At 69.4% G+C, this 12,818-nt stretch carries 11 protein-coding genes, 1 pseudogene and 3 riboswitches; of the genes and pseudogenes, 6 read left to right on the forward strand and 6 right to left on the reverse strand.

All coding sequences use genetic code 11. The features are described from left to right. The first annotated feature begins 344 nt into the window (after positions 1-344). Positions 345-3,134, forward strand: coding sequence for an AAA family ATPase (locus AB0L00_RS39670; protein WP_364442749.1), 2,790 nt, complete (start codon positions 345-347; stop codon positions 3,132-3,134). A gap of 145 nt (positions 3,135-3,279) precedes the next feature. Here the strand turns inward: AB0L00_RS39670 and AB0L00_RS39675 are convergent. Beyond that, positions 3,280-3,426: pseudogene (locus AB0L00_RS39675) on the reverse strand (LuxR C-terminal-related transcriptional regulator); the annotation flags it as partial. On the opposite strand from AB0L00_RS39675, the gene AB0L00_RS39680 reads away from it, so the two are divergent. After that, positions 3,418-3,651 carry a carbohydrate-binding protein gene (locus tag AB0L00_RS39680; RefSeq protein ID WP_364442822.1) on the forward strand — a complete coding sequence of 78 codons (234 nt, stop codon included), beginning with the start codon at positions 3,418-3,420 and terminating at the stop codon, positions 3,649-3,651. The pseudogene AB0L00_RS39675 and the gene AB0L00_RS39680 sit on opposite strands and share 9 nt — an antisense overlap. A 257-nt stretch (positions 3,652-3,908) precedes the next feature. Then, complete coding sequence (locus AB0L00_RS39685) at positions 3,909-4,574, forward strand: DUF4232 domain-containing protein (protein ID WP_364442750.1); 666 nt, start codon at positions 3,909-3,911, stop codon at positions 4,572-4,574. A gap of 312 nt (positions 4,575-4,886) precedes the next feature. Here AB0L00_RS39685 and AB0L00_RS39690 read toward each other — a convergent pair whose 3' ends face one another. Next, positions 4,887-6,248, reverse strand: a complete 1,362-nt coding sequence (locus tag AB0L00_RS39690) for a carboxypeptidase-like regulatory domain-containing protein (protein WP_364442751.1) — start codon at positions 6,246-6,248, stop codon at positions 4,887-4,889. Between the two features lie 498 nt (positions 6,249-6,746). Here AB0L00_RS39690 and AB0L00_RS39695 point away from each other — a divergent pair, with 498 nt between their 5' ends. Continuing rightward, positions 6,747-8,138 carry a serine/threonine-protein kinase gene (locus tag AB0L00_RS39695; protein WP_364442752.1) on the forward strand — a complete coding sequence of 464 codons (1,392 nt, stop codon included), beginning with the start codon at positions 6,747-6,749 and terminating at the stop codon, positions 8,136-8,138. 91 nt (positions 8,139-8,229) lie between these two features. On the opposite strand, the gene AB0L00_RS39700 is transcribed toward AB0L00_RS39695, so the two are convergent. From AB0L00_RS39700 to AB0L00_RS39715, 4 genes are all read right to left on the reverse strand, one after another. Then, positions 8,230-8,787, reverse strand: a complete 558-nt coding sequence (locus AB0L00_RS39700) for a hypothetical protein (RefSeq protein WP_364442754.1) — start codon at positions 8,785-8,787, stop codon at positions 8,230-8,232. Positions 8,788-8,995: 208 nt separating this feature from the next. Next, positions 8,996-9,499, reverse strand: coding sequence for a pyridoxamine 5'-phosphate oxidase family protein (locus AB0L00_RS39705; RefSeq protein WP_364442755.1), 504 nt, complete (start codon positions 9,497-9,499; stop codon positions 8,996-8,998). 103 nt (positions 9,500-9,602) lie between these two features. Then, positions 9,603-10,055, reverse strand: coding sequence for a universal stress protein (locus tag AB0L00_RS39710; RefSeq protein ID WP_364442756.1), 453 nt, complete (start codon positions 10,053-10,055; stop codon positions 9,603-9,605). A gap of 232 nt (positions 10,056-10,287) precedes the next feature. Next, positions 10,288-10,458, reverse strand: a riboswitch (cobalamin riboswitch). A gap of 54 nt (positions 10,459-10,512) precedes the next feature. Then, entirely contained in the window at positions 10,513-11,097 is a 585-nt protein-coding gene (locus AB0L00_RS39715; RefSeq protein WP_364442758.1) for a histidine phosphatase family protein, read from the reverse strand. Positions 11,098-11,107: 10 nt separating this feature from the next. Next, a riboswitch (cobalamin riboswitch) is annotated at positions 11,108-11,259 on the forward strand. A 39-nt stretch (positions 11,260-11,298) separates the two neighbouring features. Between AB0L00_RS39715 and AB0L00_RS39720 the strand changes: the two genes are divergently transcribed. Next, positions 11,299-11,514: a CbtB-domain containing protein gene (locus tag AB0L00_RS39720; protein WP_364442760.1), complete on the forward strand. Its 216-nt coding sequence runs from the start codon at positions 11,299-11,301 to the stop codon at positions 11,512-11,514. 34 nt (positions 11,515-11,548) lie between these two features. Then, on the forward strand, positions 11,549-12,406 hold the full coding sequence (locus AB0L00_RS39725) for a CbtA family protein (protein ID WP_364442761.1): 858 nt from the start codon (positions 11,549-11,551) through the stop codon (positions 12,404-12,406). A gap of 125 nt (positions 12,407-12,531) precedes the next feature. Then, positions 12,532-12,750: riboswitch (cobalamin riboswitch) on the forward strand. Positions 12,751-12,818 lie beyond the last annotated feature (68 nt).

Genomic DNA, 12,818 nt, shown 5'->3' on the forward strand with positions numbered 1-12,818 from the left:
GATCTCTCCCCGGCCCGCCGCGGTCGGCGCTCGACCGGTGGTGGCAATCCACACCACTCGTGATTTTTCAGCCTCGCGGGCCGCCTGCGTATCGGTAGAAATCACCTACATCCCCGCTGAGCGACCCCGCCCGGGACGCGGCTCCGCCCGCTGTGAGCGAGACGTCGCCGCCGGTGAACTTTCACCCGCCGTACTGCGTCACCCTTTGGTGGAATGCCCGAACGATCGTGTTTGGTTGAGGTCTTGTTGGTTCGACCCCTCAGGCTCGGCACCTGGGGGAGTGCGCCCACCGCCCACCTGATACGACCATGAGTTCATGTGAGCCACAGATGCGCTGGGAGACCATGACTGAGCGGCCCCGCTCCACAGGCCGGTGCGAGTTCGTCTCACGCAAGGCCGAGCTCTCGGCCGTGCAGCGCCTGCTGCGCGCGACCCAGGCCGGCCGGGGCGGAACGCTCGTGATCCACGGGGAGGCCGGCATCGGCAAGACCGAGCTGCTGGAGCACGCCCTGACCACGGTGCCGGGCCTGGACCAGATTCGCGTCACCGGCCGCCAGTTCGAGGCCGAACTGGCGTTCACGGCGCTGCACGAGCTCTGCAGGCCGATGTCGACGCGACTGGGAGCACTGCCGGATCCGCAACGGGCCGCCTTGGAGGTGGTCCTGGCGCTCCGCGACGGCACGGCGCCCGATACCGTCCGGGTCGGCCTCGCCGTGCTCGGTCTGCTGTCCGACGCCGCGCGCGAGCAGCCGATCGTCTGTGTCGTCGACGACGCGCAGTGGGTCGACCAGGCGTCGGCCGAGATCCTGACGTTCGTCGCGCGCCGCGTCGAGAGGGAGCCGGTCGCGTTCCTGATCACAATGCGCGAGGACCCGAGCGGATGTAAGGCGCTCGACGGCTTCCCCGCGCAGCCGGTCGGCGGCCTCGGCAACGACGACGCGCTCGCGCTGCTGGGCTCCCGGCTCCATACCCCGCTCGACCGGCGCATCCGCGACCAGATCATCGCCGAGGCACGCGGCAATCCCCTCGCGCTGCTGGAGTTGCCCCGGCTCGCGGAACCGGCGGCGCTCGCGGGCGGGTTCGGCCTGCCGGACGCGGTGCCGGTGCCGGAGCGCATCGAGGCCGGTTACCGCGGGCGGCTGGCCGACCTTCCGGCGGAGACGCGCACGCTGCTGCTGATCGCGGCGGCCGAATCGCTCGGCGAACCGACGCTGCTCTGGCGCGCGGCCGAGCGGCTCGGCATCCACGCCTGCGCCGCGGCGCCGGCGGAGGCCGACGGGCTTCTCGACCTCGGGGTACGGGTGTGCTTCCGTCATCCGCTGGTGCGGTCGGCCGTCTACCGCGCGGCGTCGCCGGGCGACCGCCGCGCCGTGCACCGTGCGCTGGCCGACGTCACCGATCCGCTGGTCGACCCCGACCGCCGGGCCTGGCATCGCGCGATGTCGGTGCTGGTGCCCGACGAGGCCATCGCCGAAGACCTGGAGCGTTCCGCGGACCGGGCTTGTGCCCGTGGCGGTGTGGCCGCCGCCGCCCGATTCCTCGAACGCGCGGTGGCCCTGACCCCGGACCCGGCTCGCCGGGCGGCACGCGCCTTGGCAGCGGCGCGGTTCAAGCATCGGGCGGGTGACGGCGAGGCGGCGACCGGCCTGCTCGCCACCGCGCTGGCCGGCCCGCTGGACGGAGAGCGGCACGCCCTCGCCGAGTTGCTGTCCGCGCAGATCGCCGACCACGGCCGGAGTGACGGCAGGGCTTCCTCCCGGCTGCTGGCGGCCGCGAGGAGACTCGAGGCATACGACCGGCCGCTGGCGCGCCAGACCTATCTGGAGGCGATCGCGGCCACCCTTCGCGCCGGCCGCCTCGGCGAGGGAGGACTCCTGCCGAAGATCTCCCGAGCCGCGCTGGCCGCGGCGGGCCCGGAGCCCCCACGCCCTCTCGACCTGCTCCTGGAGGCTCTGAGCACCCAGGCGATCGACGGCTACGCGGCGGCCCTGCCGTCGCTGAGAAGAGCGGTCAGGTCCTTCCTCGACGACACCAGTGAACAGGAGCGCGACGCTCACTGGCTCTGGCTGGCATGCGGTGTGGCGATCGATCTCTGTGATGACGAGGAGTGGCTCGCGATCACCGAGCGGCAGGTGCGGCAGGCCCGTCGGTGGGGAGCGCTGCTCGTGCTCCCGAGCGCACTGCGCAACCTTGCGCTCGTACGGACCCACACCGGAGACTTCCAGCAGGCCGCGGCGCTGCTCGATGAGGCGGACGCGATCCCGGAGCACAACCTCATGGACTCCTGGCTCAAGCCGCTCCTCCCGGCGTGGCGCGGCGATACGGAGCAGGTGTCCTCGCTGATCGAGACGATCGCCCGCCTGTCACGTGAGTACCCCCTGGGCATCCTGCTCACGGTCGCCGACTACGCGACCGCGGTGCTGAACAACGGCATCGGCCGGTACGACGCCGCTCTCCAGGCGGCCCGGACGGCGTACCGGCATGAGATGTTCGCCTTCCACTCCCTCATCGCGCCCGAACTGATAGAGGCGGCCGCCCGCGCCGGACATCCCAGGCTCGCCGCACCGGCACTGGAACGGCTCATCGAGCGCACCGACGCGGCCGGCACCGACTGGGCGCTCGGCATACAGCTCCGCTCACGCGCCCTGCTCAGCGAGGGCCCCGAGGCGGAAGGGCTCTACCAGGAGGCGATCGACCGGTTGAGGCGCACCCGGCTCAAGCCTCACCTCGCCCGGGCGCACCTGATCTACGGAGAGTGGCTGCGTCGTCAGGCCAGGCGGGCCGACGCCCGGAGCCAGCTCCGCATCGCCTACGAGGAGCTGAGCGCCATCGGCGCGGACGGCTTCGCGGCGAGGGCCGCGCGTGAGATGGCCGCCTGCGGCGACCGTCCGCGCAAGCCGACGGGCGATCCACTCGACGGGCTCACCGCGCAGGAGCGTCAGATCGCCCTGCTCGTCGCCCAGGGCGCGACATCGAAGGAGGCGGCCGGTCAATTGTTCATCAGCCCGCGCACCGTCGAGGCGCACCTGCGCAACATCTTCAGCAAGCTCGGGCTCACCTCCCGCCGGCAACTGCGCGACCTACGGCTGCAAGGGTCGGCCGTCCAATCGACCGGACGGCCTTCCTCCAAATGACAGCGCGGTGCGATGTGAACATCGCGCCGCTGGACCTGGGTGCGCCTGTGGACCGTCCCATGCGTTGTGCTGCGGGTAGGACGGCCCGCCGGTGTAGCCGGCGCCCATCTTCCGCAGCCGGTCGGCGAACAGCCGCTGAGGGCGGTCAGGGAGAAGCCAGACCGGCCTCGTAGGCGGTGATCACTGCCTGTACGCGGTCGCGGGCGCCGAGCTTGTCGAGGATGTTTCCCACGTGGGTCTTGACGGTGGCGCCCGTGACGAACAGCTCCTCGGCGATCCCGGAGTGCCCGAGCTGCTCGGCGGGCTTGGATACGGGCGGGTCGAGGTACGGGTGGACGATCCGGAAAGCGCGCCCGTCGCCACCCTCTACAACATCAACACCGGTGGGTGGCAGAACTGGTCGACGGTCTCGGTCGGTGCGAGCGGGGTCACGGGAGTGCACGACGTGTACTTCACGTTCAAGAGCGACCAGTTGTGGGACTTCATCAACATCAACTGGTTCCGCTTCGGCCACTGACGTCGGGCAGGTGGTGAGGACGCGGCGACGCCGGCCAGGCCTTGATCGGCCTGGCCGGCGGTGCGCCCCGTGCCCGACTGTGATTTATGCGAGCCGGGGCGGTTTTCCTAGCTAGATGCTTTGCGGGTCTCCCAGGTTCGCGTGACATCCGTTACGGCGGAAAAACGGAGAATCCGGATCTTCCTCCGAACCTCCACGGCATTGCCGGACATCGAAGTTATTAGTCGAGTCAGTAAGCAACCGGGGAGGTTTTACCCATGCAGTTCAAGAACCTGCGTACGACTGCCGTTCTGGCCCTTGGTGGCGGGATGGCCGCTCTCGCCCTCACCGGCTGCAACATCGACGGCAACGTGTCGACGTCGTCGGGTTCATCGGCGCAGACGGCACCGAGTTCGTCGACGACGGCGTCGGCCGCCAATGGCACCCACGGCGGGAAGACCGCGGCGGCGCGCACAAATCAGAGCGACACGCCGAGCTGCATGGGATCCGAGCTCAACGCCGAATTGCAGCTTCAAGATCCCGGCCTCAATGGGCTGGGAGCGGAAACGGAAGCGGAAAAGGCGATCGCCACACTGATCATCACCAACCGGTCGAGCGAAACCTGCTACCTGCCGGCCGGCTGGACACCGCTCGGGAAGGGCGGGCGGAATAATTACACCGCGATTCCCGCGACCCAGGTGAGTTACCCCGGTGCCGGCATGACCATCACGCTGCGGCCCGGACGTTCGGCCTTCGCCGGAACCAAGTGGCACACCACCAAGGGCTGCCCCGGCGGCGTCACCGACGGCCTCGGCGTCGCCTGGCACAGCACCTGGATTCCGCTCACCTACCACGGCCTCGACGACGGCTACCAGCCGCCGATCTGCGACAGCCTCACCCTGGGCACGCTCCAGCCCACCATGAACGGCGTCAACTTCACCTGACTCACCCCGAACGGAACACGCCAGGCATCGGGGCCGTAGGGAGCGGGAACGCGAGAGTTCCCGCTCCCTACGCGCGTCAGCGCGGGCCGGTGGCCGCGACGGTGAGGGCGCGGCCGGAGGGTGCCTCGACCGATGCGCCGAGTGTCTCGACTGCCAGAAGGTGCAGGTCGTCCCGGCGCTGGGGGTGTCCGCTGAATGTTCCTCACGTTCGCCGGGAGTAGGCGGGATGACTCACCTGATGGTGGCGGCACCCGCCGGTGAGGCGCGGGAACTCTTCCTTCCCGTGAGCTACGGTTCCGCGCCCAACGGGGGTCAGAGTCGACCCGTTATAGGAGCGGGTGGTGTTGGCCGGTCCGGGGTGATCGCGGTGTAGGCGCCGAGGGCGGAGGTCCGGACGTAGGCTTTGCCGTCGGTCCAGTCGGCGAAGGTGTCCGCGCCGCCCCGGAAGATGACCTGGTAGTAGCCCGAGCCGTGGGCCTTCACCTTCTTGCTGAACCGGCCGTACTTGTCGGTCTTCCCCCAGGCCAGGTGGTACCACGTCTTCTTGCCTTTGAACCGGAAGGCGATTTCGATCTTCTGGCCGGCGTAACCGGTCCGCTTGGTCTTCGAGACCGCTCGGGTCAGTTTCCCGCTGGCAGTGATGTAGTGGTTCTTGCGCACCTTCTTGGGTGCGAACTTGACGCTTTCCAGCCGGGTGTTCCATCGCCAGGCCTTGCTCGCGGCGCTGGTGGCGGGGGCGTACTGCGTGTCCCCGGCGAAGACCGCCCGCCAGTAGCCGGATCGCCCGTACCAGAACCGGGTGGTGTAGCCGTTGTCGTTGAAAGTGATCTTCTTGATCGTGGTCCACTTGCCGGCGTCGGCCGAGTACTGGATGGCCAGCGGCTTGCCGGCGAACGAGCCGCTGGGGTAGTCGACGTTGACCGAGCCGCCCACGGTGACGTTGCCATAGACGTCGATACTCGCGCCGGACTTGAAGTGCACCGCCTGCTGAATGGCGATTGTCCCTGTGGTCGCCTGGCTGGGCTGGTACAGCGTGCCGTGCGCTCGTGCGGTGAAGGTGCCGGTGCACGGGAGCGGGAGGAGGGCCTGGAAGTGTCCGGCGGTGTCGGCGGCGACCGTCTGCGAGGGCGGCCAGCATCCGGCGGCCGTGCCATAGAGGGAGACGCTCACTCCGGCGGCGGGTTGCCAGCCGGTCGCCGACTCCCGCTCCACAGTTCCGGACAGACCGATCTTGGTGCCTTCGACGGCCGTCGTCCGGTCCGGAGACAGGCTGATCCGGGTCTCCGCCTTGGCCAGGTGGACCAGGAGCGTGCCGCTGTAGGCGGCGGCATAGTCGCTGGTCTCTGCCGTGTTGGCCCATACGTTGACGTCGTCGGTGTCCTCGCCGGCCGGGACGAAGGTGGCGGTGTAATGACCGGTCTGATCGGTGACGGCATCGGTGATGCTGCCCCATCCGGCGTTGGCCGACAGGTCGACGGCCAGTCCGGGCACCCCCACGGTGCCACCCGAGCCGTCGGGCACGGTGACTTGGCCGCTGATCTCGGCGGTCGGGTGATCCGGGTCGACGCTGGTCGGGTCCGCCGAAATGGTGAGGGTCGGCTGAACCTTCGTTCCGGCGATATCGGCATGGGCGGAGATAGTGGGAAACCCGAGCAGTAGCACGAGAATGCCCACACTACCAATGGATCGGCGCATATAACTTCCAGCCAGGGGGAGGGAGAAGACCGAATTGATCTTAGCGACTTTTCACATCGCCTTGGAGTTTTTTGTCAGTAAGGCTGCTGTCGCGGCATAAGCGCAGGTAGATCGGATAGGCTCCGTGGCCTCATCGTCGCGCGATGCGCAGCGGGATCCCCGATCGAAGTAGTCGGCGCGCGGTGCGGTCCGTACGCGGAGGCCGGATGAACCGCCCCTTGGTGTCGGTCGCGGGCCGGCCACCCGGCCCGGGCGGGAAGGACGGCCGGCGAGACCGGCTCGGCGGGCTCCTTCACGAATATGACCAGATCGCACAGAGCGGCCGACTTTTTCGGCCCCGACGAGTATCCCGGGACGCCTCCTTCGATAAGCCTGATTGCTCGGCTCTTGCGGCGGGCGGGGTTCCGTGACGTCCATGGGGCCGAGTTCCTTCCCGGAAGGGCCGCTTCCTGAAAGGATCTGGTCGGTTACGGGAACATGGATGTTCTTCTGGCAAAAGGGGCGTGGACGGTGGATGCTGACCACCTTCTGGGCGGCCGGTACCGGCTGGTCCGGGAGATAGGCGCTGGGGGATTTGGCCGGGTATGGCAGGCGCGCGACGAGGAGCTGCGCGTCGACGTCGCCGTCAAGGAGGTGTGGCTGCCGCCGGCCACGTCCGTCGCCGAGCACGGGGAGCGGCTGACGCGCGCCAAACGTGAGGCCCGCAACGCCGCGAGGCTGCGCGGCCACCCCAACATCGTCGCCGTGCACGACGTCCTTACCGTCGACGACGCGCCCTGGATCGTCATGGACCTGGTGCGCGGCCACTCACTGGAACAGCGCATCGCCGAGCGGGGACGGCTGCCCGTCAACGACACGGCGGGGATCACCGCCGCGTTGCTGAACGCCTTGGCCGCCGCCCACGACGCCGGGATCACCCACCGCGACGTCAAGCCCGCCAACGTCCTGCTCGCCGAGGACGGCCGTGTGCTGCTCACCGATTTCGGCATCGCCGAGCACCACGCCGACACCGGCCTCACCGCCTCTGGCACCATCGTGGGCTCCGTGGAGTACATCGCGCCCGAACGCCTCGACGGCAAGGACGCCGGCCCCGCCGGCGACCTGTTCTCCCTCGGTGCCACGCTCTACCACGCCGTGGAGGGCGCCTCCGCGTTCCGCCGCGACACTCCCACCGCCACCATCACCGCCGTCCTCCTGCGCGACCCCCCGCCCCCCGCCCACGCCGGGCCGCTCACCACACTCATCACGCGACTGCTGGACAAGGATCCCCACGCGCGCCCCGACATCGCCGAGACCCGCCGTCTCCTCGACACCCCCCACGCCGGCGAGGCCACCACCAGGCTCGCGACCAAGCGTCTCACCGCACCCGCCGCGACGAAGGCTCCGCCCACCAGGGCCGACCGTGACGTCGGTAAGTCCCCGGCCCGGCCGAGCCCGGCGCCGAAACAGGCGTCCCCGAGGAAAAATCCAGATGCGCTCCGCTACGCCGGGGGTGTCATCGCACTCATTATTCTCGGGATCATCTTCGTGCCTAAATTCATCCACCACAACGGTACGTCGGGGATGCCCGCCGGGTGTGCGGATGTCAGGACCGCCTGGGGCCGTCACAACGAGACGGTCAGAACCGGGACTGGTTCTAATCTCGCTCCGGGCTACCGGCAGTTGGGCGATGACATGGGTGCGGCGGCGCAGAAGGCTAACGACCCCAACGGCAGATCGGTGATCCAGGATCTCGCTGACGCCAGTCACGCGATCGCGGATGACGTGGAACGAGAACATGCCGGCGACAACGCGGATGCCAGTGATTACAACCGCGACATGTCGAAATGGGCCACTGCCAATAACCAACTCATAGGAATCTGTCAATGACCACCGAACTCGCCGTGGACGGCGGTGGTTCTCAGTCTTCAAAGAGAGGACAGCGCGGGGGGTGCGCCCGCGCTGTCGGTTCCGGTCACTGTCACCTCAGGACGGGGAAGCGGCGGACCAGCCGGGTCCTGCTCCACGGGCCGCCGAGGCCGAGGGTGTCGCCGGCGTGGGCCAGGGCGAGGCCGATGACGAGCAGCGCGTAGATGAGGTGGTCGTCCATGAAGACGTTGCTCGCCGGGGGCAGGACGACGCTCCACATCATCACCAGCATCAGCGTGCCCGCCGCGGCGGCGACACGCATGCCGATGCCGAGCATCAGCGCCGCGCCGAGGCCGGCGAGGCCCAGCATGAACAGCCAGTCGGCCCACGCCGCTCCGGCGATGCCGTGGTAGAAGCCCTTGAAGGGACCGGCCGCGGAGAACTTCAGGAAGCCCAGCGTCGGGTGCCCGCCGTGGATCCACGCCTGCTTGGCGGCGGTCTCGTGGCCGAGCCCGAAGAGCTTGTCGAGGAACGCCCACACGAACACGAAGCCAAGCGACAGCCGGGCGATGGCCCAGACGTACGGGGCGACCGGGGAGGTGGGGCGGGGCGCGTGGTCTGCCGGGCGGACAGGGTGGCGGGTGTCGGGCTTGCGGTCGGTGACGGCCATGGGGGCTCACTCCTTCGGCGTACCGGAGAACTTCCGGCTGCCTTCACTCAACGCCATGCGCCAGAGGCGGCCGCAGAGGCGAAAGCACACGTGCGGCGGGACCTTCGTCCTTCGCGGCGGAGGCGCCGCGAGGCCGGTTCTCGGCACGCCGAAGACCGGCCGGTCGGCAGTGGAGATGCCGACCGGCCGGTCGCGCGGACGTCTCAGGTCACCGGGCGTCGCCGGTCGGCGCGTCCCTGCTGATACGCCGGCCCGTGACGCGGCTGGGCCGGATCCGCAGGAACAGATCCCTCGGACCTCCCGCCCATGGTTCGACGCCCGCTTCGCGGACCGACGCGCGTTCCTCCTCGGACTCCACATGGTGCAAGGAACCCTGGATGAGGACGCTCCATCCTTCGCGCGCCGCAGGGTCGAGTTCGTCGATCTCGAACGCGACCTTGTACTCGGCGTTCGCGATCCCGGTGCGGAGGTCCTCATCGGTCGGGCTGTCCTGGGCGGTCCGGAACACGATCGTGTCCTCGTACAGCCCGTAGTTGACCGGAAGGATCGTGGGACCGTACCGGCCGTTGTAACCCAGCCGCCCGACACCGCCGGGCGAGATCAATCGCAGACACTCGGCCTCGTCGAGGGAGACCGGCGCCGGCGCGCCACTGACCGGACCCGACCCCGTGGTCCCGGCCTGAGCCGAGCCGCCGGCTACCTCACCAGTCATGCCATCACCCACATCGATAGTCCAGATGGTCCTGTCGGAATCGGCGAAGCCCACGAACCCGGAGGTTCCGGGACCCCGCCGGCGAACCCGCGCTCGGCGCCCGTCACGAGCGGTGTTCTCCGCGAATGACGACGACGGGGCACTTCGCGTGGTGCACGCAGTGCTGGCTCACCGAGCCGAGGAGCGCGCCCGTGAAACCCCCATGCCCCCGGTTGCCGACCACGATGAGGTCGGCGCCCTCGGCCGCGTCCAGCAGTACCCGGGCGGCGTTCCCCTCCATGACGCGTGCGTCGACGGGCACCTCGGGTCGCTGCCCGGCCTCCTGCTCGATCGTCGCCTCGAGTGTCTTGGCGGCGGCGGCCTTGATGTCGTCCGCTCCCACGACGGCCATGTCCCAGCCGAAGCTCGTCGGGACCTCCCAGCCGATCACCGCATCCACCGCCGCGCCGGTCAGTCGCGCCTGCCGCAGAGCCCAGCGCAGGGCCGCCCGCGACGGCTCCGATCCGTCAACGCCGACCACGATCCGATCCTGGTTCTCACCGTGTTCGTTCGCCACCGGGCGTCTCCTTCCACTCGTCAAAGTCTCAGCAGGTCTCCCTGCTCACAAAGTCCGATCACGCGGAGACATGCGAGTGGTGGTGCGCCCGTATGGTCCCAGCGTCCTCATGGTCCCCATCCGACCCCATCCGTTTTCCGGACGATAGGGGCGAAGGTCCCAGGTCACCGCTTCCAGCGCGGCGGCCGCCCCGGCCTGCTGGGGCGGACATCACGGAGGTCCGCCCCAGCGGCTTCAGAAGGAACCGCCGGGCAGGGTGTCCCGTACGGCGGGAGTCGCGGCGGTGAGGTCCTCCAGCGACGGCTTCATGACGGCGGTCGTTCCCGCTCACCGCTGCGGGGCAGTCCCGGTCTCACACCGGGTTCCCTCTTACGACGCGTCTGCCTGGCGGGCAGGGCGAACCAGCTGCCCTCGGAAATCTAGGCGTCGTGCCCCGGCGGGACAACGCGGTCCGTGCTCAGCCCGCGGGCGGCGGGGCGAGGGGGTGGCCGGTCTCGCGTAGCTGCCACCGTCCGCCGTGGTGGGTCAGCCAGGTCTGGGACAGGGGGGTCACGTCGAGGCGCCAGAAGCATTCGGGCGGGGCGCCCAGCGCGTGCAGGACGGCGGCGCGGATGTTCGCGGGGTGGGTGACGGCCACGAGTCTGCCGGCGTCGGCGGGGAGCTCGGCCAGCCAGTTCGCCACCCGGGCGATCAGTTCGGACAGCGACTCGCCGCCGTGCGGGGCCACGTGGGGATCGGTCAGCCAGGTGTACAGGTCGGTGGGGTGGTCCGCCTCCACCTCGGTGAGGGTTCTGCCCCGCCAGGCGCCCGCGTCCAGATCGGCCAGGGCCGGAGCGGTGACGGCCTCGAGGCCGAGCGCGGCGGCGGTCTGCCGGCAGCGTTCCTCGGGCCCGTGGTAGGCCGCCGCGACGCGGCGCAACGTTCCCGAGGCGGCCGTGGCCGCCTCGGCTCCGTGGGTGTCGAGGGGTTCGTCGTCGGGGAAACGGGCCTCGCGGGTGGCGGGGGTGGCCGCGTGCGCGATGAGCGCGAGCCGAACGGTCATGGAGTAGGCGACCTCCTGCGACGTTGACGGTGCCGATTTTCGGCCGTACGATCCGGGCGAACGCGATGGTAAGAGGAAGCCGGTGCAAATCCGGCACGGTCGCGCCACTGTGATCCGGCTCTGAGCCGGAGAGTCAGACCCTCCGCCATCGAAGCGCTCCACCCGTGACAGGGACGCTGGATCCCTTTAGGAGGCTGTGACATGACGACCTCGACGCTGCCCACTTCGTCTGCGACGCCCGTGGTGGTGTCGGGCACCCGCGCCGCACTGTGGCTGTTCGGCACCGTGCTGCTCTGCCTGGCCGCCTACTACTTCATCGGCGTCGACCAGGGCGCGACCTCGGTCTTCGGCAACAACATGGCCATCCACGAGTTCGTCCACGACGCCCGTCACTTCCTCGGCTTCCCCTGCCACTGATCTCGTTCGCGACACCACACCTGAGGAGTACGCCGTGGAACGGCGATTCATCCTGCGTGGGCTGCTCGTGGGCGCGGTCGGCGGGATCCTGGCGTTCGTCTTCGCACGGATCTTCGCCGAACCGCAGATTCAGGCGGCCATCGACTATGAGAGTGGCCGGGACGCGGCCCAGGCCATGCTCGACAAGGCGGCGGGCATCGCGCCCGAGGCCGCCGAGTCGGACATCTTCAGCCGCACCGTCCAGGCCAACGTCGGCATCGGCGTCGGCGTCATCGTGTTCGGCGCCGCGATGGGCGGCCTGTACGCGGTCGCCTACATCCTGGCCTGCGGCCGCACCGGCAACCTACGGCCACGAACGCTGGCGATGCTGGTCGCCCTCGGCGGGTTCCTGGGGTTCTACCTGATCCCCTTCGCCAAGTACCCGGCCAACCCGCCCGCGATCGGCCATGAGGACACCATCCGCGACCGAGGCGGCCTGTACCTGCTGATGGTCGGGTTCTCCATCGCCTTCCTGATCCTGGCGGTCTGGCTGGGGCAGCGCCTCAAGTCCCGGTTCGGGAACTGGAACGCGACTCTGCTGGCCGGGCTGGCCTGCGTCGCGGCACTCGGCGTCGTGATGTTCGCGCTGCCCTCGCTCGGGCACCTGTCGGCCAACGTCCACGAGTACGGCCGGCACGCGACGGAGACACCGCTGCCGCTGCGCAACGGGCAGGGGCGGATCGTCTATCCGGGGTTCCCGGCTGACGTGCTGTTCTCCTTCCGCCTGTACTCGGTGGCCGCACAGGCGATCATGTGGGCCGCGATCGGCCTGTGCTTCGCCCCGATGGCCGAACGGCTCCTCGCCAGTACGGCCGAGGGGACCCGAACCGCGCAGGCGTCGGCCACGGCGTAGCCACAGGTTCCCTGAAGGCCCTCGGCGGATCACCGCCGGGGGCTGTTCGGCGTGCCCGCGTTCTCCTTCTTTTCCTCCACAGCTCCCAATATCTAGGGGTGGTACGCAGCATCAACCACTACATGTATGGTTCTCGTGTTGCTGGTTCACCTGCGCCTCCTGTGGCGGGTGTTAAAGGGAACCCGGTGAGAGTCCGGGACTGCCCCGCAGCGGTGAGCGGGAACGACCGCCGTCAACGGCACTGGGCTCGATCGGGCCTGGGAAGCGACGGTCAGTAGGACACGCCCGATGGACGGGTGTGCTGCCCGCGAGTCCGAAGACCTGCCAGTGACCCGTGCGCGAGAGCGCGCGGTCGTCCAGGCCTCGCGGGAGGGCCGGCGGCGGAGTCTGTCGTCCGTGCGCCTCCTTTCCG

It is taken from the genome of Actinoallomurus sp. NPDC052308, assembly GCF_040679195.1.
GTDB lineage: Bacteria > Actinomycetota > Actinomycetes > Streptosporangiales > Streptosporangiaceae > Actinoallomurus > Actinoallomurus liliacearum.

Bases quoted from the DNA above. Each gene is read 5' to 3' on its own strand.
- AB0L00_RS39685 (WP_364442750.1), top strand. From the start codon at position 3,909: ATGCAGTTCAAGAACCTGCGTACGACTGCCGTTCTGGCCCTTGGTGGC.
- AB0L00_RS39720 (WP_364442760.1), top strand. From the start codon at position 11,299: ATGACGACCTCGACGCTGCCCACTTCGTCTGCGACGCCCGTGGTGGTG.
- AB0L00_RS39700 (WP_364442754.1), bottom strand. From the start codon at position 8,787: ATGGCCGTCACCGACCGCAAGCCCGACACCCGCCACCCTGTCCGCCCG.
- AB0L00_RS39695 (WP_364442752.1), top strand. From the start codon at position 6,747: ATGGATGTTCTTCTGGCAAAAGGGGCGTGGACGGTGGATGCTGACCAC.
- AB0L00_RS39705 (WP_364442755.1), bottom strand. From the start codon at position 9,499: ATGACTGGTGAGGTAGCCGGCGGCTCGGCTCAGGCCGGGACCACGGGG.
- AB0L00_RS39715 (WP_364442758.1), bottom strand. From the start codon at position 11,097: ATGACCGTTCGGCTCGCGCTCATCGCGCACGCGGCCACCCCCGCCACC.
- AB0L00_RS39670 (WP_364442749.1), top strand. From the start codon at position 345: ATGACTGAGCGGCCCCGCTCCACAGGCCGGTGCGAGTTCGTCTCACGC.